The following is a 22,269-nucleotide window of genomic DNA, read 5'->3' as shown; positions in this document are numbered from 1 at the left end:
TTATAATTTAGGTTCCCATCCCGGAGCATAATGACGGCTCCAAAGTTTCATAGCATCACGGTCAAACATACTCCCAGTTTTATCGTCAATGGCGAATCCTTTTCCAATTCGGTATGCAATATTAGAATAGTGCACCATAGCCATGCTAATACTTGCATCGTCGATAGGCGCATTCAGTTTTGCTTTACCACGTATGGCGTCGAAGAAGTTTATCATATGAGTGGTTGACATATCGCCTCCACCACCCAAAGCTGTTCCTCCTTCGCTAGATTCGGACTTACTGGATTTAATTATTTTTCCGCTTCTGTCATAAAGTATATATTTTCCACGATCAACAAAAACGGAGCCTTCACTACCATAAATAATAGCGCCTCGGCCATCACCTCCGTACGTATCATAACCATTCCGGCTTTTACCATCCCATTTTATAATTTTGTCATCTGAAAAACGAAAAGTTGCCTCCATAGTGTCGTACATCTCCCAACCATCATTGGCAAAATGCCGTTTACCAGCTTCAACCTCAACATGAAGAGGAAAATCAACATTCAAGGCCCATCGTGCCACGTCCAGTTCATGAGTTCCATTATTACCAGCTTCCGCAGTTCCGTATTCCCAGCCGTACCAGTGCCAATTATAATCCCAAGTTTCTTCAGTGTAGTCACGTCTCGGGGATGGCCCTTGCCACAGCTCCCAATCCAACCCCTGTGGAACAGGAGCTCTTTTTTGAATTGGCACCTCACCCCTGGCATTGTTATAAAAGGCTACTGCTTTATATGGTTTACCAATAATCCCGTTATGGATTTCCTTTATAATCTCTATAGTATGATCCGAAGAGCGCTGCTGGTTTCCCATTTGCACTACTTTGTTATATTTTTTGGCAGCCTGAACAAGCAGTTCATTTTCATTCATGTTGTGACTGCATGGTTTTTCAACATACACATTTTTTCCAGCCTTCAAAGCCATTATAGAACCAGGAGTATGCCAATGATCTGGCGTGGCATTAATCAAGGCATCTACCTTTGGATCTTCAATTACTTTTCGGATATCATTTTCCAATTTCGGTTTGTAATCGATATGTTTCGAAAAATTTTGCAATGCCTGTGTGCGCTGGCTTTCCATAACATCGCACAAATACAGCAAATTAACATTGGCTTCTTTTCTGGATATGGGCTCATAGTAGGCACCCAACCGGCGACCAAGTCCTGCAATGGCCACGTTTATCCTGTCGTTGGCACCCATAATACGGCGATAACTACTTGCTGACATCCCCATTGCCGAACTGCCCATTACAGAACTGCTCACTGCAACTGCAGCGCTTCCCATAATTGTTTTTGTGATAAAATTTCTTCTTGTGGTCATTTTAAATTGAGTTTAAAGTGATTTAATTTTAATATTTTTAAAAGCAACGCGATCTCCATGGTCTTGCAAAAGGATGTGCCCTTTTTCTGCTTCCCCAAAGTTCGGCCACACGGCATATTTACTCTCGGAAACCAGTTTTCGAAATTCGGGGCTTTTCCGTTCATATTCTAAAACTTTCACTCCATTTAGCCAATGTTCTACATGGTTGTTTTTTGAAATGATGCGACCGGAATTCCATTCCCCAATAGGATTAATTGGTTTATTAAGATCTGACTGAATTAAATCATACAATGAGCTAACAGTCCTACTCCCTTCTTGGCTACCTAATTTAGCATCAGGATGGTTTTGATCATCCAGGATCTGGTATTCCAAACCTATTGAAGAACCGGGACCTTTATTGATATCAGTATCAACATAATATTTCACTCCACTATTTGCTCTTTCTGTTAATCTAAAATCAAATTTCAGATCAAAATCTCCGTACACATCCTCAGTCACAATGTCTCCCCCCGCAGCAGATTCAGCTCCTCCCGAAGAAAGCACTATAAGTTTTCCATTTTCAATAATCCAGCCTTCCTCCGGAAAAGCATCCAGCCTAGCACCACGCCAGCCCTCAGTGCTCTCACCATCCCAAAGCAGTTCCCAACCAGCTTCTTTCTCAGCATCAGTCAAATTATTCTTTGTATTTACGGGTTCCACCGGAGTTTCTCTGCTATATTTTTCCATATCTTCTGTCAGGATCTTTATGTTTTTCCACATAATTTCGTTGCCTTCAGCAGCGTCTTCATTTATGCTATGGACCTGAAGAGCGATAAATCCGCTATCGGTTTTGTCATCTATTAGATGTGCAGCCGGCACACCATTTATCCAGGTTTTAATGGTATCGCCTATGGCCTCTATTCGATAATTGTTCCAATCATTTTGTTTAAAAGCTTCCTGAGCCTTCTTGTTATCGGTCAGCGGAAATAACCACCCGCTCCTTTGTTCATCGTAAATCCCGGCGCTCCATGCCCTTTCAGAGGGATCAATTTCAATTTGATATCCATGAACCACTCCACTCTTATAATTCGGAACGCTGTTGCTTCTAATCTGGATGCCCGAATTCATTGATGGATCTACCTTATAATCCAACTCGAGGATAAAGTCGTCATATATCTTATCGGTAGTCAAAAAAGTATTTGGCGTGTCGTGAACTGTGGTTCCCACAATGGCTCCATCTTTTACTTCATACGGCGCATTGCCTCCTTTAATGGAAGACCACCCATTTAGGGTTTTACCGTCAAACAAACTAACCCATGGGGCCTTGTCTTTTTGTGGTTCAGAGCAGCTTATAAAAAAGATCAGGGCTACTACAATTAATGGAAATTTAAAATTAAAGGGAAATTTTGATTTCATAATATTTGTTTTTTTATTTTCGAAAACACTAAACAATCTGGTACAATTTCTAATTCAATCATATATTAAACTTTAGGATTTCGGGAATCAAATCTTATTCATTAGAAAGTATATTATATCATTTTGTAATATATAGTTAAATTTTAATAGTTGTTTTATTTAAAACAATCCTTTCTAATCCGCATTCTCCCAATGCAACCGATTGCCCAAACTTACACAATAAATTTTAATTCACAATATTCTATATGCTAAATATTTTTTTTAATTACCCTTAATCGGCCTGTTCTTATTAATAAAACAATAACTACAAAGACTTTCACAAATCAATTATAATAATAAAAAACTACAGTGGCATAGTTTTACCTTTTCCATAATCTTTAAACGCTGCTCCTTCAGGGATGCTTTTAAATACTTCAAGATAAAGCACCAATTCATTTGCCCAGGTTAAATTCTTATCGTCCCGTCCCAGGGTTAAACGGCTCCCAGGCTTAGCAAGATCAAAATCGGGACCGATTTCCCAGAATGCAATTTTAGATACTGCTTTTGCAAGCAATTTAGCCGTCATTCTATCTTCTTCTTCAGTGAACATATAATACAGATGTAATAAATATATTGTTGTTTTAATATTTGACATGGCATTCATTAAAAACGGTTAATATCGCATCAGACCCATAGATTATTATTTTATTTAAATCACAAAACAAATGAATAAAAGGCTTTTATATTTATCCAGGATTTAAGTAAATACAAATACTGATTAATTAAAGATCAGAGTAATCCGTGGGATACAAGAAAACCTTATTATTTTCAGACACGTTATTTTGATATTCCGGCAAGAACTTTATTTTATTATATTCAGGTGTGAAAGCTGCCCAATGCATATCACGGTCAGCTTTATTTGCAAATGCAGTCATATACATCAAATTTGGCATTTTGCTGCCCGAAAGAACCTGACCATAAAAAACAGCATTAAAATTCAATTTCTTGAAAATCTCTATTTCTAATTCATTAAACATTCTTATTTTGTTGGCGGAATAACTTTCAGAGGGACTTTCATAGCTGCGCAATTCATAAAATCGTTCATTTTTAGGTGTGGTCAGATTAGGAACTGCAGGTTCAGGCATGCCACCAAATGCCTCTAATAAAATTGATTCGATGCGAGTATAAGGTGCATCATTATAAACCGCATTTGAATAATCCTTACCGGTTAAAAGATACTTTTTGTCATTTTCTATTTTCCTGTTTATATTTTGAAAATGATCTAATTTTTGAAAAGGAATAAAAACATAAATTAACCTATCTGCTGAATCCTGGGATATTTCCTTGAACACTCCTATATTTTTAATCCCTGCCCGATGCAATGCAGGCAAATAAGCATCTCTTAAAAATTTATCTACCCGGTCTTCCTGGGTTTTATTTTTTAAATGATAGATTTTAATTTGATAGTAATATCTATTAGAATCCTTACCACATACAGTCTCTGATATAAATAAGCAAACTAGCAGGGAAACTGTAAATAAAATATTTTTTAACCTCATAAATTTATTTATTAAATATTCAATAACGTTTTTACTTTTTGCAATTAAATGGGTCCCCAGACCTCTATTTTTTGACTTTTAATGAGAATTTTTATTTTTTCTTTAAGGGGAGCTACAACATTCTTATTATCGCTAAAAATATTTTTTTGGACAACTCATCAGGTTGCCTGTAAGAATAAACTCCAATACACAAGACTATAAAAAATTTGCCTGAAATATGTTCTTCTAAATTTGCATTACTAATTTGAAAATATGATTTTCATAGCTTTGACTTTAATATCCAAAACTATTTCAAGGTGTGACATACAGGTCGCACTTTGAAACAGTTTTAATCCTTTACTGCTCATTTCTTTTTTTTCTCAAAAATAAAATTTTCCATTTTTATAGATAAAAAGGGATAACACACTAACACCATTTAATAACCCGGGTTTTGTGGAAACTCAGTTGAACTTCTATCAATCTGGGTTAGAGGAATAGGTCGTAACATATGAAATCCCTGTATGTTAGGTGCACCTGCAGGATTGTGTAATTTGACGCGTTCCACTAATTTACCGGTTCGAACTAAATCAAACCATCTCTTACCTTCCTGGGCCAATTCTTTTGCTCTTTCTTCCAAAATTACATCAATGTTTACGGAAGATATAGAAGGAAGGGCCGAAACATTATCCACTCCATAAGCTCTCATTCGAATTTCATTTAGATATTGAAGTGACTTAGTTTGGTCTGGAGCGGATTTTAGCGCATTTGCTTCTGAAGCAATAAGATAAACTTCTGCCAATCTCCAAGCAATGAAATCCCTATCCCCCGAAGTTTCATTGGCAGACCCTCTATTTGGCTGCACCCACTTTTTAGAGGAAGGAAATATTTTTTCTGTATAATCATCTTGGTTAAAAATATTAACCCCAAATGGATGACTGTCTTTTTCTAATTGTGAAATTGGAACTCTTGGTAACCATATTGCTGTATCCCCAGGATTAACCCCCGGAGGTGCAGAATTAGAATTATTAGAGAACCATACTGAGGTAAAAGTTGCATCATATCTTTCATCTTCCAAATCGTAAAGATTTAATAGGTAATTAGTTGGTTTAAATCTTTTCCAAGGCCTACCATTTTCATCATCTCTTAACATTCCGGGTAATTTGTCATATTCCATTAGAAAAAACAAATGAGCAGGATTCCCTCCATTGTCATATTGTAAATTGTCAGCAAACTGAGCAGACCAAATAACTTCGGAATTATCTTCATTATTCAATTTCCATAAATCTTTCACTGGTTTTACCAGATTATAAGGACCATTGTTGATTATATCCTCTGCATATTGAGCAGCCTTATCATAATTTTTCATGGTGAGATAAATATCCGCCAATGCAGTTTTTGCTATCCAAGAGTTTACCCTACCAAAATCATCCTGAGATGATGGTAAATTTTGTTCAGCAAATTCCATGTCCTCGATAATTTTTGGATAAAGCTGATCTAGAGACATTCTTATGGCCTCATTCTCAGCGCCAGTAGTTTCTTGATCCGTATAATGAACAGGACCCCATACTCGTACTAACCAATAGTAGTAATAACCTCTTAAAAACCTAGCTTGCCCTAAAACATTGGCCAATTTATCCGGGTCATCCGTTATTACATTGGGGGCTCTTTCAATCACTGCATTCGCAGTGTTTATACCTTTATAGAAATCCCCCCAAGGTTCTTCCACAACTATAGTACTAGCATTTAAATCAGTGTTATAATTGTTAAAATACTTAAAATTTCCGTCGGAAGCATTTGTATATGTATCTGTACCCATTGCAATTAATGTCCAACCGGTTTCACGATTTCCGCTAGAGCCAATGAAAGTAGTAAATGCTGAATATGCCCCATTCAAGGCAAAATCTATACCCTCCTCTGTATTAAAAATACTAGTGGTTAAATCACCTGTAAGCTCTTCTTCTAAAACATCACTACAAGAAAATAAAATTGATAAAATGAGTAGTAGGCTAATTTTTCTCATATGTACGCTTAATTTTTTCATATCTAATTACTTAAAAGTTATTATATTAAAAAGAAACATTGATGCCAAATAAAAATGTCCTTGGGCTTGGGGTATAGTTGGCACCACCCGCAATTTCTGGGTCTATGCCATCCAAACTTTCCGAAGTAAAAAGGAATGGATTTTGAGCCGTGGCATATAACCTAAAGCTCTCAAGCCTTAAAGGCTCTATGATCTTTCTTTCAAAATCATAACCAAATGTAATATTACGAACTCTTACTAATGAAGCATTTATATAGTTCAATACACTACTATCCAAAGGACGTTCTTGATTAGCGTTTGGTCTTGGAAACTCGTTACTTGGATTTTCCGGAGTCCAATAGTTAACATCAAGATTATTATACCTTCCAAATAAAGAATTAGCCGACTGCAAAGCTGTTGATGTGGTAATATGCCCCTGGCGAGCATAAAGTCCTACAGTAAAATCAAAACCTTTATAATCCATCCTGCTGGTAAAACCTCCAGTCCATTCCGGATCCAACTGTCCAATTATTCTTCTATCATCATCATTGATAATTCCATCGTTATTCAAATCTACCAATTTAATATCACCTGGCTTTCTTCCAAAATTAGCGGCCTCAGCAGCCTCATCCAACTGCCAGATACCGTCAAAAACACGATCATAAAATACGCTTAAAGGCTTTCCAATAAACCATTGGTTTCCAATGTCATCTTTTTTTCCATCCGTCAATTCCACAATTTCATTATTGTTTACTGAAAAATTAAAATCTGTTGTCCACCTAAAATTGTCAGATTCTATATTTACTGTACTCAGAACAATTTCCAAGCCTGAGGTTTTCGTTTCTCCAACATTTTGTAGAATAGATTCAAATCCTGAGCTAGTTGGCAAGAATCTATTTAATAAAAGATCGGTTGTATTGCCCGTATAGTAATCAATAGAACCCGAAACTCTGTTATGAGCAAAAGCAAAATCAATTCCAACATCAAAAGTTGTTGTTGTTTCCCACTTAAGGTCCGCATTTGCAATTTCATTTGGCACAAATCCAAATGCTGGATTTCCACCAAACGATCCTTCAATCCGACTAACACCTCCTAAAGTACTGAAGGGACTAATAGGGTTACGACCAACCTTTCCATATCCCAACCTTAATTTTAGGTCAGAAATTACATCCTGATCAATTAGAAAATCCTCCTCTATAATCCTCCATGCAAAAGATGCAGATGGGAAAAAACCCCACTTATTGCCTTTTGATAGTTTGGAAGACCCATCATATCTACCAGTAAGGGTTAATAAATACTTATTTTTGAGAGCATAATTAAACCTACCCATGTAGGAAGTCCAACCTTCTGTTTCCAAAAAACTATCTCTAAAATCAACTATCTCTCCATCGCTAAGGTTGTTAAAAGTTTGCGATTCTGATGGTAGCCCCCTAACACCGAGCGTCAATAACTCTCTATTTATGTCTTGAAAACTATAAAGAAAGATTGCATCCAATGTATTATCTTTGTTAATAATCTTTTTATAATTTAAAATATTTTCTATCGTATAGGAAGTGTTAATTAAAATATCTTTACTTGCTGTCGCAAGAACACCTAGTCTACTACTACTCTGGCTTCCCCGAAAACTATTCCTTCTATTCGTTTCAAACTGCGGCTGAAAATTTAATGTATATTTAAGATTATCGAAAATTTGATAGGAAGCAAAAATGTTCGCTAAATATCTATAGTTACTTGTCTTATCAATGAAATTATCCGAATCGAAGTCATTTAGAGGGTTCCAAATAAGACCATCAGCTAATGGATCAGTGGTAGGTTCTCCATTTTCTTTAAATGGAATTGTCAATGGGCTGTTTATCAGAATAAGTCCGATTGGGTTAAAATCCCCTCTTTCAGAAAAGCTCGCTTGTTGAGAAATTCCGATTTTTAACTTCTTTGTCAAATCAAAATCAAGGTTTGCTTTAAAGGTGTATCTCTCAAAATCAGCGGGCTTATAAACACCTTCTTGTTTAAAATAACTAAAAGATAGATAATATTTTAATTTTTCAGATCCTCCAGAAACCCCAAGTTGATGATTCATTTGCTCACCATTTTGAAAAGCCAAATCCTGAAAATCCGTATTTACACCAGCCTGAAAAGCCTGTAATTGCAATGGCTCTAGAGCATTCTCAATAGATGAAATAGGATTTGTGCCAACTGGCACCCCTTCATTTTGATCTTTAGCAGCTCTAATAGCTTCTTGCCTAAAAGCCACCCATTGATTTGAATTCATTAAATCGTAATTTTCAATTGGTTCTGCAAAACCATAATAAGTATCAAAGGTAAATCTTGGCTTACCAGTTGTACCCCTCTTAGTGGTAATTAATATTACACCGTTCGCTCCCCTAGCCCCATATATAGCAGCTGAAGACGCATCTTTTAACACCTCAATAGAAGCAATATCAGCAGGATTAACATCCGTAAGATTCCCTTCTAAAGGAATTCCGTCTAGAACTATGAGAGGCTCATTAGAGAAGTTAAGCGAACTCCTACCCCTCACCAGAATACTCGGCGAACTCCCCGGAGAATTGCTTCCAATACCTATATCAACACCAGCAACTTTTCCTGCAAGGGAATTCAATGGGTTACTTTCTTTTGTGACATTTAAATCAGCTCCGGAAATAGATGATATAGCACCTGTTACATCACTTTTTTTCTGTGTACCATATCCAACTACCACGACTTCATCCAAAGAATTAGCATCTTCCTCCATTTGAACATTCATTGAGGTAGTCCCACCAACAATTCTAGAAAGGGATTTCATTCCCACATAATTAAATTCCAATACGGATTCTGTGGAACTCACCTCAATGGTGAAATTCCCATCAAAATCTGTTAAAACCCCATTGTTTGTCCCCTTCTCCTGAATAGTGACACTTGGAAGGGCAATTCCATTTACATCTGTAACAGTACCTGACACCAAAATTTGGGCATTTGGAAATACCTTGCTGGAGATAGGAAGAGCAAAACCACTTGTTACTAACAACCCCGAAAAGATCAAAAGGATTAAAAGAATTTGTTTGCCTTTAAAAACGGGAGATCTATTTAAAAATCTATCGAAAACGTTTTTGTTTTTTAATTTCTTCATATTTCAAAATTTAGATATTGGTAGTTAAAGCGTTATTTTATTTTCTAGAAATAAAAAAGTCTGACTGATTACTTGTAATTGTTAAGAAAAAATTAAACTAGTTATAAAGCAAATGCAATATGCAACTATGGTTATATCAAATTCATTTACCAAATACTAATTTTTCAATACAATCTGCACCTAAAAAATTCACAAACTTATTTATGCAACCGATTACCCAAACGTACATAATAAATATTGTAAAAACAAAATTATTTGTTAAATAAATTTGTTTTACAGACAATAATTTTTGCAACGGACAATAATGCGCAACCGATTGCCCGAACTTACATAATAAATATTTTAAAAACAAAATTATTTGTTAAATAAATCTTATAATTACAGACCTACAGCTGCACAGCCTCAATAGCTTAATAAATTATCGTTATAATTTGAGATATCGATAAATCTCTTCAATAATCAGCTGGATTAAAGTCAGAGATACCCTTATAAAGCCTACAAGGCTATTGCTAAATACGATCTTGATTTAACTTGGACTTAATACGGATACACTAAAAAAAATATCGTAGGGGAAATCAATTCGTATTGGAAAAGAAGAAAATTTTTAAAATGAACACAAATGGCAAAGTGAGAATTTATAAACGAGTGTTCACCACATTATTATAAATAGAACCAAAACTGTAACCAAGCCCAATAGAGAGTGAAACTCCGTAGGTGGTGGCTAATTGCCTTTGTTGCAGAAGCACATCTTCTAGTGAGGTATCTCCTTTAGGTAAAGATAATTGATCCCGCACATAATCATACCGGGAATAAAAATCAACAGATAAACCTTGGAATACCCGTAATGAAAGCCTGCCGTTTAAGCTAAGTCGGTTTTTGTTTAAATCATGCAAATAATGTGAACCTTCCACGCCTGCCCGCACAGTTCCCCACGGCTCCAGAACACGCACGCCTATTTGAAGGGAGTGATTATATAATGATTCCTCTACTTTATCATATATGGTTTCTTCCAGATAATTCCGCTGTACAAACCCGATACTGTATGCAACCGTATATTCTGTTCTCAGTGCCTCTTTATAAGGCAGCAAGCTGTATTCTATGGCAGGAGCTACTCTATAACCGAATTCGATATTTTCATAAGTATTGGAAATAATATTTGTGAAAATTCCGGTCGACCAGTGATCACTAATGCTACGAACAACCCTGCCATTAAATCCATTCCTGTGTAAAACACTCCGAATATTCTCTTCATCTTTCACATAATCCCGTTGATTGTAATTGAAATAAGGACGGAGGCGAATGCGCCAGGTTTCGGTAACGTAATCCGCAGAAAATCCATAACGGATATCCAGGGAACTTGTACTGGTTTCTTCAGTAAAACTCAATCCCCCATACACTTCGAAGATCCAGTTATTCCAAGGATCTTCATCAGGCTTACGCGTTTCCGGTATACCGGTAATATCAACAGTAATATTTTCGGCAAGAGAAGTTTGAGCAATATACGGGATCAGTCCCAGTTTCAACATTGCAGTAATCCCTTTCCTTTCTTCATCCTGAGTATTGGTTTGAACAGATGTATAGGAAAGGTTATTATCAACTCCTTCAAATTCTTCCTTTCCAATAAATGATAGCGTATACAAACGCCCCCCGCTGCCAGTGTTTTGTCTCGTTACAAACAGATGTAATTTGGCCAGTTGGGGATCCCGGGCAAAATTGACGAAATTTAACTCCTGACGTACATAAGCATTATCACAGGGACAATCGAGGAAAACAGAGATCAGGTCTTCATTTTTCTCAGTATTTTCCTCAATACGTTCTTCCTTAATAATTGTTATACCATTTTCCTGAGAAAACAGAGAAGATATATTAAAAAAATAAATTAAAACTACCAGGCAAAAGAACAGATTATTACAAAAGAATTTTTCAATAAAGATTCGGGTGTTATATTCCATTTTACAGTGAATAATTATAAATTTTTTTTTGGATAAAGAGATATAAACTTTGATTACTCGTTAATTCGCCAGTAAGGATAAACACTCACTACTATTAACTTCTAGAAAATTGGCTTAAAATATCTTCTATTGAGTTTGCAAACAAATTCATTAAGATATTTTTGCAGATATCCACAACTGATTTCATAATAGACTCCTAAAAAGTTTATTTTTGAATTACTAATTGCAATATCTTCCCATTTCAGCTATATGAGCTTCTACCTACTTTTCAATATTAAAGTAGTTTGTTCTCTTATAGAAAAATAATACAATAGCTTTTGGTTCGAAGGAATCCTTGCTTGAGAATTCTATCTCTACAGACATATGGTACTGACTAATTAAAAATCAGAGTAATCTGTGGGATACAAGAATACCTGACTATTTTTGGATACATTATTCTGATATTCCGGAAGGAACTTTATTTTATTATATTCGGGAGTGAAATTTTTCCAATGCATATCTCGGTCAGCTTTACTTGCAAACGCTGTCATATAAATCAAATTTGGCATCTTGCTGCCCGAAAGAACTTCACCATAAAACACAGCATTAAAATCCAATTTCTTAAAAATCTCTATTTCAAATTCATTAAACATTTTTATTTTATTTGAGGAATAACTTTCAGAGCTACTTTCATAACTTCGCAATTCATAAAATCTCTCTCTCAGTGGGGTCGTAAGATTAGGAACAGCAGGTTCAGGCATACCGCTAAATGCTTCTAATAAGATTGATTCAATACGAGTATAAGGTGCATCATTATAAACTGTATTTAAATAATTTGTTCCAGTTAAAAGATACTTTTTGTCATTTTCCAACCTTCTGTTTATATTTTGAAAATGATCCAATTTTTTAAAGGGAATAAAAACATAAATTAACCTATCTGTTGTATCACGGGATATTTCCTTGAACACTCCTACATTTTTAATCCCTGCCCGATGCAATGCAGGCAAATAAGCATCTTTTAAAAATTTATCTACTCGATCTTCCTGGACTTTATTTTTTAAATGATAGATTTTAATTTGATAGTAATAACTATTAGAATTTTTACTGTAAGCAAACTCTGGTATAAATAAACAAACCAAGAGGGAAACTGAAAATAATATATTTTTTAACATCATAATTTTAATTATAAAATATTCATTATACACTCTTTTTAGAGGTTTGACCTTAAATTGATTCTATCCCTTGAGGTTCTCACCTTTTATTAAGGATTTTTATTCTTTGCTCTAAATACCAGTTAAGTTAGCATCTCCAGTTGTCCGAAAATTAAAATTCGAGTACTGAAATTGCCATTTTTAAATCAACCAGTAATGCTTTTCGTATCCGCATTTTTTTCAAACATCTCTCCTTTCATCTGAATATCCCTGAAATACTCTTTACAACTTTGTTCCTTAGAAAATTTACTAATAAATTCCAATATCTGCATAGCTTTGAATTTTAATATCCCAAAACTATTACAAGAGCAAGACAAAATATGCCATACTTGGAAACAAGCGATTAATCAGTTTAATTTTTATATTGAAAAATAATAGATCAATAATTTAAGAGATAGATTTTCTAATGCCCATTTCTAACCCCCTCAATTCAGCTAAGCCTCTTAAACGGCCAATAGCAGAATAGCCAGGATTAGTTTTCTTCTTCAAATCGTCAAGCATTTTATGACCATGATCTGGCCGCATAGGCATTCTAAAGTCTTTGCGCCCTAAGACTTTTCTTCTTGTTTGTTCAACAATTAATGCTTTCATTACAGCAAACATATCAACATCTCCTTCAAGATGATTGGCTTCATAAAAATTACCTTTTTCATCCCGTTTTGTACTTCGAAGATGAATAAAATGAATCCGGTCTCCTAAACGTTCTACCATCCCCGGCAAGTCATTGTCATCACGCACGCCAAAGGAACCTGTGCAAAAAGTGAGTCCATTATGAGGGCTATCAATTGCTTGGTAAAGTTCTATGATATCCTTTTCTGTACTAACCACTCGGGGTAATCCAAGAATTGGGTATGGTGGGTCATCGGGATGAATACACATCATTATTCCGGCTTTTTCGGCTGTTGGAATAATATGTTTCAAGAAATCGAACAAATTATGTCGTAATTTTTGGGAATCTATGTCATTATAGGTTGCCAAAATATTATTGAACTCCTCCAAAGTATAACCTTCTTCAGCTCCTGGTAGACCGGCGATAATATTATTGATTAAGACTTTCTTTTCATCATCGGTCATTCTCTTTTCCAAAGCTTTTGCTTCTGCAATTTGTTTATGAGAATAACTTTCTTCCGCCCCAGGCCTTTTAAGAAGAAGTAATTCAAAAACAGCAAATGCGGTAGCATCAAAACGCAATGCTTTAGAACCATCTTCTACTTCATATTCAAGATTAGTACGCGTCCAATCCAATACAGGCATAAAATTATAACAAACCGTATCAATTCCACATTTTCCGAGATTGAGGAGGGTTTGTTTGTAATTTTCAATATACTCCATATATGATCCCGATTGCGTTTTGATATTCTCATGAATCGGTACACTTTCAACTACAGACCAAGTTAGCCCCGCAGCTTCGATAAGCTTTTTGCGTAGTTCGATTTCGGATACAAGCCATACCTCTCCATTTGCCTTGTGATGCAATGCTGTTACAATACCGGTAGCTCCGGCCTGTTTAATATCAGATAGTGAAACAGTATCTTTAGGTCCATACCATCTCCATGTTTTTTCTAAATTCAATCTCATTTTTTATAATTTTTAAACTCCACTGTATGCACTAAATCCTCCATCTATAGGAATTATGACTCCTGTTACAAAGCCCGAACCTTCCCCACATAACCACAATGTGGTTCCAACTAAATCTTCAGGGTCGCCAAATCTTCCCATAGGTGTCTGTTCAATTATGGTTTTACCTCTGGAGGTTAAATCTCCATTTTTATCTGTTAATAGGGTTCTGTTCTGTTCTGTAAGGAAAAAACCGGGAGCCAATGCATTAACACGAATACCTACCTTGGCAAAGTGAACTGCCAACCATTGTGTGAAATTAGAAACTGCGGCCTTAGCTCCACTATATGCGGGAATTTTGGTTAAAGGCGTAAAGGCATTCATAGAAGATATATTAATAATACTACATCCCTTTTTTCCAATCATATCTTTTGCAAAAACCTGAGTTGGCAGTAACGTTCCGATAAAATTAAGATTGAAGACAAACTTAACACCTTCCGTGTCCAAGTCGAAAAAGGTTTTAAAATCACCTTCATTTTTTTTTAAGTCCTCTTCTAAGAAGTGTGTGTTAGACGTTGTTCCTAAAGGATGATTTCCTCCCGCACCATTTATTAATATATCGCAGGAACCAAATTGTTTATTCACTTTTTGCCTTGCTGCATTCAAGGAATCTTTTTCCAGAACGTTGGCGGCAAGGCTTATGGCAATTCCCCCGGCAACTTGAATTTCCTTAGCTAGATGGTCTACTGCATCTTTATTCAAATCTAGCAATGCTATTTTATGGCCTTCTTTTGCCAAGGCTTTTGCCAGAGCACTACATATAACTCCTCCTGCACCGGTTATAACAATTATTTTGCTCATATATATTTGTTTGTTGTAAGTGTTTTTTTAGTTGCCTTCCGTCAAATATAACAACTTTTATTCAATTAGTGCAATCGATAACACTGTTTTTTTAAACAAGTTAGAAATATGTAAATGATTTTTATTTGGATATTGTATACCAAAAGTTGCTCTCAAATTTTGGGGAAAATAAATCGAATAGTTTTTTTATTAAACCATTTAATTTTTGAAGAAAAATTAAATGCCAGCTACATCCCTGATTAAACTATAAACACACCACCCCTCGGCACTCTGAATGAGTAACTCAAATGAGACTCAAAATGATTTTGTGCCCACAATACCAATTCTAGTAAAACATATCTCATAGAAATTAGGCAGCAAAAAACAGATTCATAGCTCCAGCCTATTTATTAGACACCACCCCTCAGCACATCCCCCTCCATTCCGTTGCTCTCCATTCCGGGGAAATCGCTTCGTAAAAAAAGGTCTTGGACACAGGTAAAAAAGTGAATCCCTTCGTTGCGCTAATCCGCAATCCCGAAAAAAACGGGAGCGTAACCGCTCCACTTCAGAAAGTTCTTTTGTGCTTGAGTCCGCTTGATTTGTATTCGTTTCATGCATAGTACTTTTTAAATTCGATTGAAACTTCATCCGCTAAAAGCAGATCAAAAAATGGTAACGGCGATGGCTCTATAGGAAGTAAGCAAAGCATTTTTCAGTTCATTCTATATCTCGTTTTTTCCTCTTGAAAATCAAAAATGGAAAACGCTCCGGATATAAAAAGTAAATCTAGAAAAAGTTTCTGAAAAATATTAGAATACAGATTGTTGTTCCTTGGTGCTTTTTGCGATTTTCGTTCAACCCAATCGATAATTTATACCCCAATTCAGATCATTGAACATCAAATTTAATTTACTAAAAAATATAGCTCCTAAACTGCCTGTTTTCTTTTTATCCCTTTAAAAATATGCATAAAAATTTCAGACATTTTATTATTTGATTTTTTGCAAAGTAGGTTTAATTCCTCTCACCCGGAAAAGAGAAACCCAAATTAAGCACCCGATGCCTCCAATATTTTACGGCTGAATTTTTATCGCACTTGTTTGCCATCGCTTTTTTTAATTATTTTCGTTTTATGAAATTCCCCCATCTTCTTATATGCCCATATTTCTTATTGGCAACTTTACTCTTTTCCTGTAATTCAAATCAGAAAGAAAATTCTCTCAATGAAAATACAGAATCAACATCTTTACAGTCACCCAGAAAAGATTCTGTTACATTCTACTTTGATCAAGCAAAATCTGTAAAGGGAGCTCAAGAAAAGATAGTGTTTTTAAATAAAGCTCTTGCAGCAGTTCCCAACGAAAATGATACTATATTAACCAATCTATTGGACTTCAAGATCTATTATCACAATCAGATTAAAGAATATGACAGTTCTCTCTATTTTTCTGATAAGCTTCTCAAAACAGCAAAATTTCAGAAAGATACCAGTTATGAGGCCATGGCTTATTACAGAAAAGCTACTATCCATAAATATTTAAAAGTTGAGGAAAAAGTATTTGAAAATCATTATCGAGCGCTTCAGCTTTATTTAAAAATAAATGATAGCGCTAAAGCTGGAAAAAATTTATCAGACATGTCATTATCTCAAGGCGGGGTTATGGATTATTCAGGATCCCAAGAATCTGCCACTGAATCATTAAAATATCTTAATAAATATAAAGATTCTATAGGGATTAGTAGTGCTTATAACAATATTGCAATTGCCTACCGTCAACAAGGATTTCATGATGATGCAATCAAAGAATATCAGAATGCCCTACGATATTCCACTAATCTTGCGGATAGTTTAAGTCATTTGAATAATATGGCTCTCGTACTTGGAGATCAAAAGAAGTTTGAAGAATCGATACGCATACTTCAACAGGTAGTTTTAAAATCTTCCACTGTTAATGAAAGCTCCAAAGCACGTTTTTTGAATAATCTAGCTTATACCCAATGGTTAAGCGATAGCACTATTGATATTGCAAAAGATCTACAAGAAGCAAAGGAGATAAGGCTAAAAATTGATGACAAACCGGGTCTGTTATCAAGCTATAATGATCTTTCAGTCTATTTTCTAACAAATGATAAAAATCAAGCTAAAATATTTGCTAAAGAACATTTAAACGTCGCGACAGAATTGAATAGTGAATCAGCACAGCTAAGAGCTTTAAAAAGATTGGTCCGACTTTCTTCAGGAGAGGAACTAAGAAAATATTCCGATGAGTACTTTTTAATTAACGAGAATCTAAATGAATCCAATCTTAAAGCAAAAAACACCTTTGCCAAGATCAAATACGATGAGGAGCAAAAGGAAAAGGAAATAAACAATCTAGAAGCAGAAACAGTTCGCCAACAATTAGAAACTAAACAACTGGAGGATCAAATGCTCATTATGTTTTTAGGAAGTCTCTTAATTTTAAGTATTGGTGGTTTTATTCTTTATTATTTCAAACACAAACATAAAAAAGAGAAACTACAGGAAGTTTATATTACAGAAACGCGCATTTCTAAAAAGATCCATGATGAACTGGCCAATGATATTTACAACATGATGGGCAGCTTGGAGCCTATTGCTTCGCCTGATGTATTGGACAATCTGGCAAGTATATATTCCCGTACCAGAGATATTTCCAGAGCAAACAGCGATATAGATACCGGGGAAAATTATAGTGCACATTTATTAAGCATACTTTCTAATGCTGCTCCTGCAAATGCAAAACTTATAATTAAGGGTGAAAATTCTATAAACTGGAAAAACCTTTCTGAAGAAAAGAAAATCGTTATCTACCGCGTGCTTCAAGAATTCATGGTTAATATGAAAAAACATAGCACCGCTAGTTTTGTTGCCATCATTTTTTCCAAAACCGAGAAATTTTTAAATATTGATTATTCCGATAATGGACAGGGAAGCGAACTTTCGACTATAAAATCTGGAAACGGACTTAAGAATGTGGAAAACCGTATTATTTCAGTAAACGGAAAGCTTAATTTTGAAACTGAAAAGGGAAAAGGATTGAAAACAAACATCCAAATCCCAATATAAGTCTAGCATGTTTAAAAAAGTTTTAGTTGCAGAAGATATGGATAGCATTAACCACGCAGTGGCTGATGTTTTAAAAGAACTGGGGATTCTAGAAGTAATTCATGCCCAATACTGTGATAAAGCCTGGCTATTAGCAAAAAAAGCTCTTCAAGATGGCGAAGCTTTTGACCTTCTAATTTGTGACCTCAGCTTCAAGCTAGATCATCGGGAAGAAAAATTAAAATCGGGACAAGAATTAATAGCTGCTCTTAAACAAGAAGATGTATCCCTTAAAGTAATCGTAAACTCTATTGAAGATCACCCACAAACGGTCAAAAACCTTTGGGAAACAGGTAATATCGATGGGTATGTTTGTAAAGACCGAAATGGTCTGAAGGAACTTAAGGAAGCGATAATCCGAGTAGATAGTGGGGAGAATTATAATTCACCCGCTATTGAAAACGCATTAAAACAAAGCAATCTGCTGATATTAAATGATTTCGAGATCAATATTGTGAAATATCTCGCCAATGGCTTAACCCAAGATGAAATTCAAGAGAAATTAAAAAATAACAATATAAAACCCAGCAGTAAAAGTGCGATCGAGAAGCGTTTAAAAGAACTGAGGGAAGAATTTAATGCCAATACAAATCCCCATCTTATCGGGATCATGAAAGATCTAAAACTGATCTAGAATCAGTTTTTAAAGAATCTAAATTAAAAGATTAAATAACAGTTCTTATCTAAAATTAATGGAGTAGGGTCTATTAATTATTTGAGTCTGTTATTTTGTATTTATAAGATCGGCCAAATCAACCCATATTTACTGTTGTCTTCTTTATTTTTTATCTGGTTCTTTTATCGAGCCATATTTATTTGATTTGAGATAAATACAATAGCACAGCAAATTCTATTTTTGCTGTCTCATCTTTTGTTCTAAAGCTTCCATATCCTTAGCTACTTTCTCATCCAGCACCTTGGCGTAGATCTGAGTTGTCTTTAAGGATTTATGTCCAAGCATCTTCCCGACAGATTCAATAGGCACGCCTTTAGAAAGAGTTACGGTAGTCGCAAAGGTATGTCGGGCTAAATGGGTCGTTAAATTCTTTTTGATGCCACACACGTCGAGTATCTCTTTTAAATAGGCATTAGATTTTTGGTTGGTGAGAACTGGTAAAGTACTCCAAAAAGTATCATGTCATAGACATAGTTCCGGAACTTATAGCGCATAACAAAATAATATTTGGAGCAGAAAATTTAGAATTTCATGCATTAGATGTCGCTGAAGATAATCTACCTTTGGGAGATTATGTTATTCTGAGGCAGGTCTTGCAACATTTATTGAAAGAGGAATAAAAGATATGGTAGAAAGATTATGCTACCGGAAGTCAATGCAGGCTTATGAAGCGCATTATTAATTATTTTTAGAGCATTAAATATGATTGAGAAAACAGTTTTTAAAATGTTTTCTTTACCATTCCTTTTTTATAAGGTTCAGAAGTGTTTTTAATCACAAAATCCACAACACCAAGTACCAGTTCCTCTTCTGTAATTACATCAACTTTCCATTGGCCTTCCTCAAGGTTGTTTTTATAAGTATATCCGCGGAAACCACGATCACGCCCACCGGCAACTTCAAAGCCAAGGTCATCAGTTACTTCCCATTTCCCGGTTTCGGGATTGTACCGTTTCCACCTATGAAAAATGGCCTTTTTCAAATCTGTAGGAGCAAAAACAGAAGTGAACACATAAACTCTTTGATCTGCTTGACGATGAAATTTGATGTTATGTTTACGCCAAAATACATACCATTGATCCTTCTCGTAAGTAACGATGTATTCGTTATTTATTTTCCGCACATCATGAGCCACCAACCCGGTATCCAGAGCTAGCGGCACTGGTGGAATAAGATTGAAATAATAAAAAACATTAATTGTTATATAAATACAAAAGATAATACTCATCAGTTTTTTTAGACTTATCTCAGCTCTTGTGCCTGGGCTTGACCTGTAAATAAACCTGATGAGTGCCAACGTACACCCCAAACTTACAAGTCCGGAAATGATAAAAATAAAGGTATTCATTTGCCTGATGAGCGTGGGAATCATAAAGGCGAAAAAGGTAAAACTTATAAAAAAATAAACACTAAACTGAAGGTATTTATTGGAGATTTTCTTTTTAAGAAACTCGTTTGCAAATAAGAGCAGAACCAGCAGTATGAAAAAAATCATGGTTTTTGACATGGACACACTTCTGAAAAAATAGATGACAAAAGCACTTGAAAGTGCGCCAAAGAAAAACTGTATAGCTAGCGGAAAATATTCCGAGTAACGTCTGATAAAAGTACCTTCCCACTTGTCATCATTCACTGTATTATATAAATAAAGCGTTATGGATAATAAGGTCATATGCGAGCAAAGGACCACCGTATCATAAACACGATCTATTCGCCCTAAGGTCAACGTATCAAAAATAAAACCACCCATAAAAAAAAGAATGGGAGCGTACTTTTGATTGCGAATAACATACCTTCCAAAAGCACTGTTTCTATATCTTACTAAAGTTCTTTTCATAATGTATTAGTCCCGCCAAATTTAGCGTAAAAACTTCATCCGGATATTTGCTTTGACTTTAATGCCAGAGAGCTTATGAAAAAAAGCGGAATTTGAATATTATCGAATTTCAGCGGAAGAGAATTAATTGTTTATTGTTCATGATTTCTTGTCATTCTGTGATTTAAAAAAAAGCCATAGATACACCGATTATTTTTTAGCTAATAGCTGTTGGATTTAGCATTTGCAGTTGGGGTTTAACCCAAGATGAAATCGAGCAAAAATTAAAAAAAAATAATATTAAACCCAGCAGTAAAAGTGCAATTGAAAAGTGCTTAAAAGAACTGAGGGAAGAATTTAATGCCAATACAAATCCAAATCTTATTGGGATTATGAAAGATTTAAGGTTGATTTAAAGAGCAATGTCAGTTTTTAAATAAATTAATGGAGTAGGGTCTATTAATAATTTAAGGCTGGCATTTTAAACTTTTAAAATAAATACATTTTTAAAAGGGAAAATTATATTACAAAAAAATCTGCTAAATCTTATGCATAATCATCAGCAAAATGATTTACATATTAAGCCGCATCTTTTCTTCTAAAGCTTCCATATCCCTCCCTACCTTCTCATCCAACACTTTTGCATAGATCTGGGTTGTCTTTAAAGATTTATGACCTAACATCTTCCCAACCGATTCAATAGGCACTCCTTTAGAAAGCGTTACAGTGGTCGCAAAAGTATGTCGGGCTAAATGGGTGGTTAAATTCTTCTTGATACCGCACACGTCGGCTATCTCTTTTAAATAAGCATTAGACTTCTGGTTGGTTAGAACAGGCAGTACTCCTTTTCCAGCTTTTACATGCGGATGATCGCTGTATTTTTCAAGTATTGCTTCCGGCACATCAAGTATGGGAATGCTACTCAAAGAATTTGTTTTCTGACGTTTGGTTTTTATCCATTTTTTTCCATTCATTCCGATCACTATATCATTCTCTGATAGCTTTTTTACATCGGCGAATGCCAAGCCGGTGTAACAACAGAATAAAAAAATGTCCCTTACTAGGTCCAGACGGGGAATATCAAATTCTATTTCCGCCATTTTCTGAAGTTCCATATCAGTCAAATATTCCCGTTCAGAAGACTTCCAGGCTCCTTTCCAGTGAAAAAATGGATCTCGATCTATCCACTGATTGGCATAAGCAATACGGATGATCTTTTTGAAATTCACGATATACTTTAGAGCTGTGTTATGTGCGCAGTCTTTTTGGGATTTTAAATAATGATCAAACCCGGTGATAAATTTATGATCTACCTGCTTAACCGGAATATCTTTCTTTTTGTAAGAGTACAGCAGATAATTTTCAATATGGTTTTTACAAGCGTCATAGCGCTGCATGGTGCCTTTTGTATAGCCTTTACCAATTAGCTTTTTCATTTGGTCATTATGTTCCTGAAAAATCTCCATTAACATACGTTCCTCCTCCCCTTTTCCGAAATAAATATCTCGAATAATTTTAGAAGATATTGATTGATTATCTCTTATTAATCGATCATGTATATCATATATTTTGGTTTTGATGGAATCTAGATACGGATCAAGGAAAAAACTTGGGGAGAAATGTATCTTTGCAAGCAAAACACTTAGAACTTGGATAAAGAATTAGCCCGCTATTTATTGCCAGAAGGCATATT

General features: G+C 35.2%; 14 protein-coding genes and 2 pseudogenes. 2 read left to right on the top strand and 14 right to left on the bottom strand.

Annotation, left to right across the window (positions count from 1 at the left end; genetic code table 11):
• The 11 genes and pseudogenes from H033_RS0105240 to H033_RS0105190 all read right to left on the bottom strand — a co-directional run bounded on the left by H033_RS0105240 (position 1) and on the right by H033_RS0105190 (position 14,975).
• On the bottom strand, positions 1–1,359 hold the full coding sequence (locus H033_RS0105240) for a Gfo/Idh/MocA family protein (RefSeq protein WP_026837345.1): 1,359 nt from the start codon (positions 1,357–1,359) through the stop codon (positions 1–3).
• Positions 1,360–1,371: 12 nt separating this feature from the next.
• Positions 1,372–2,754, bottom strand: coding sequence for a DUF1080 domain-containing protein (locus H033_RS0105235; protein ID WP_026837344.1), 1,383 nt, complete (start codon positions 2,752–2,754; stop codon positions 1,372–1,374).
• Positions 2,755–3,097: 343 nt separating this feature from the next.
• Positions 3,098–3,388 (bottom strand): hypothetical protein, encoded by a 291-nt coding sequence (locus H033_RS0105230; protein WP_155827728.1) that lies wholly within the window; start codon positions 3,386–3,388, stop codon positions 3,098–3,100.
• Between the two features lie 127 nt (positions 3,389–3,515).
• A complete protein-coding gene (locus H033_RS0105225) occupies positions 3,516–4,292 on the bottom strand; it encodes an NIPSNAP family protein (protein ID WP_026837342.1) in 777 nt (258 codons plus the stop codon).
• Positions 4,293–4,707: 415 nt separating this feature from the next.
• Positions 4,708–6,312, bottom strand: coding sequence for a RagB/SusD family nutrient uptake outer membrane protein (locus tag H033_RS0105220; protein ID WP_026837341.1), 1,605 nt, complete (start codon positions 6,310–6,312; stop codon positions 4,708–4,710).
• A 25-nt stretch (positions 6,313–6,337) separates the two neighbouring features.
• The gene (locus H033_RS0105215; RefSeq protein ID WP_051227802.1) at positions 6,338–9,415 is read right to left on the bottom strand and encodes a SusC/RagA family TonB-linked outer membrane protein; all 3,078 of its coding nucleotides are present in this window, start codon (positions 9,413–9,415) and stop codon (positions 6,338–6,340) included.
• A 635-nt stretch (positions 9,416–10,050) separates the two neighbouring features.
• Positions 10,051–11,367, bottom strand: coding sequence for a hypothetical protein (locus tag H033_RS20865; protein WP_051227800.1), 1,317 nt, complete (start codon positions 11,365–11,367; stop codon positions 10,051–10,053).
• Positions 11,368–11,468: 101 nt separating this feature from the next.
• Positions 11,469–11,612: pseudogene (locus H033_RS22460) on the bottom strand (IS1595 family transposase); the annotation flags it as partial.
• Positions 11,613–11,744: 132 nt separating this feature from the next.
• On the bottom strand, positions 11,745–12,551 hold the full coding sequence (locus H033_RS0105205; protein ID WP_196809422.1) for an NIPSNAP family protein: 807 nt from the start codon (positions 12,549–12,551) through the stop codon (positions 11,745–11,747).
• Positions 12,552–12,944: 393 nt separating this feature from the next.
• On the bottom strand, positions 12,945–14,135 hold the full coding sequence (uxuA, locus tag H033_RS0105195; RefSeq protein ID WP_196809421.1) for a mannonate dehydratase: 1,191 nt from the start codon (positions 14,133–14,135) through the stop codon (positions 12,945–12,947).
• A gap of 12 nt (positions 14,136–14,147) precedes the next feature.
• Positions 14,148–14,975, bottom strand: coding sequence for an SDR family oxidoreductase (locus H033_RS0105190; protein ID WP_026837336.1), 828 nt, complete (start codon positions 14,973–14,975; stop codon positions 14,148–14,150).
• Positions 14,976–16,089: 1,114 nt separating this feature from the next.
• On the opposite strand from H033_RS0105190, the gene H033_RS19625 reads away from it, so the two are divergent.
• Both H033_RS19625 and H033_RS0105180 read left to right on the top strand, forming a co-directional pair.
• Positions 16,090–18,045: a tetratricopeptide repeat-containing sensor histidine kinase gene (locus tag H033_RS19625; RefSeq protein ID WP_051227798.1), complete on the top strand. Its 1,956-nt coding sequence runs from the start codon at positions 16,090–16,092 to the stop codon at positions 18,043–18,045.
• A gap of 7 nt (positions 18,046–18,052) precedes the next feature.
• Positions 18,053–18,718 (top strand): response regulator transcription factor, encoded by a 666-nt coding sequence (locus H033_RS0105180; RefSeq protein ID WP_026837335.1) that lies wholly within the window; start codon positions 18,053–18,055, stop codon positions 18,716–18,718.
• A gap of 216 nt (positions 18,719–18,934) precedes the next feature.
• On the opposite strand, the pseudogene H033_RS19620 reads toward H033_RS0105180, so the two are convergent.
• The 3 genes and pseudogenes from H033_RS19620 to H033_RS19615 form a co-directional block, all read right to left on the bottom strand.
• Positions 18,935–19,201, bottom strand: a pseudogene (locus H033_RS19620) (tyrosine-type recombinase/integrase); the annotation flags it as partial.
• A gap of 280 nt (positions 19,202–19,481) precedes the next feature.
• Positions 19,482–20,597, bottom strand: coding sequence for a DUF2914 domain-containing protein (locus tag H033_RS0105170; RefSeq protein ID WP_026837334.1), 1,116 nt, complete (start codon positions 20,595–20,597; stop codon positions 19,482–19,484).
• Positions 20,598–21,148: 551 nt separating this feature from the next.
• On the bottom strand, positions 21,149–22,042 hold the full coding sequence (locus H033_RS19615) for a site-specific integrase (RefSeq protein WP_262489311.1): 894 nt from the start codon (positions 22,040–22,042) through the stop codon (positions 21,149–21,151).
• Positions 22,043–22,269: the final 227 nt, after the last annotated feature.

It is taken from the genome of Gillisia sp. JM1, from assembly GCF_000424645.1.
Lineage (GTDB): Bacteria > Bacteroidota > Bacteroidia > Flavobacteriales > Flavobacteriaceae > Gillisia.
The sequence above is the reverse complement of the archived record's forward strand: the minus strand, read 5'-3'. Positions and strand labels throughout refer to the sequence as shown.

Bases quoted from the DNA above. Each gene is read 5' to 3' on its own strand.
- uxuA (WP_196809421.1), bottom strand. From the start codon at position 14,135: ATGAGATTGAATTTAGAAAAAACATGGAGATGGTATGGACCTAAAGAT.
- H033_RS0105180 (WP_026837335.1), top strand. From the start codon at position 18,053: ATGTTTAAAAAAGTTTTAGTTGCAGAAGATATGGATAGCATTAACCAC.
- H033_RS0105230 (WP_155827728.1), bottom strand. From the start codon at position 3,388: ATGTCAAATATTAAAACAACAATATATTTATTACATCTGTATTATATG.
- H033_RS19615 (WP_262489311.1), bottom strand. From the start codon at position 22,042: ATGGAGATTTTTCAGGAACATAATGACCAAATGAAAAAGCTAATTGGT.
- H033_RS0105235 (WP_026837344.1), bottom strand. From the start codon at position 2,754: ATGAAATCAAAATTTCCCTTTAATTTTAAATTTCCATTAATTGTAGTA.
- H033_RS0105170 (WP_026837334.1), bottom strand. From the start codon at position 20,597: ATGAAAAGAACTTTAGTAAGATATAGAAACAGTGCTTTTGGAAGGTAT.
- H033_RS0105190 (WP_026837336.1), bottom strand. From the start codon at position 14,975: ATGAGCAAAATAATTGTTATAACCGGTGCAGGAGGAGTTATATGTAGT.
- H033_RS19625 (WP_051227798.1), top strand. From the start codon at position 16,090: ATGAAATTCCCCCATCTTCTTATATGCCCATATTTCTTATTGGCAACT.
- H033_RS20865 (WP_051227800.1), bottom strand. From the start codon at position 11,367: ATGGAATATAACACCCGAATCTTTATTGAAAAATTCTTTTGTAATAAT.
- H033_RS0105240 (WP_026837345.1), bottom strand. From the start codon at position 1,359: ATGACCACAAGAAGAAATTTTATCACAAAAACAATTATGGGAAGCGCT.
- H033_RS0105215 (WP_051227802.1), bottom strand. From the start codon at position 9,415: ATGAAGAAATTAAAAAACAAAAACGTTTTCGATAGATTTTTAAATAGA.
- H033_RS0105220 (WP_026837341.1), bottom strand. From the start codon at position 6,312: ATGAAAAAATTAAGCGTACATATGAGAAAAATTAGCCTACTACTCATT.
- H033_RS0105225 (WP_026837342.1), bottom strand. From the start codon at position 4,292: ATGAGGTTAAAAAATATTTTATTTACAGTTTCCCTGCTAGTTTGCTTA.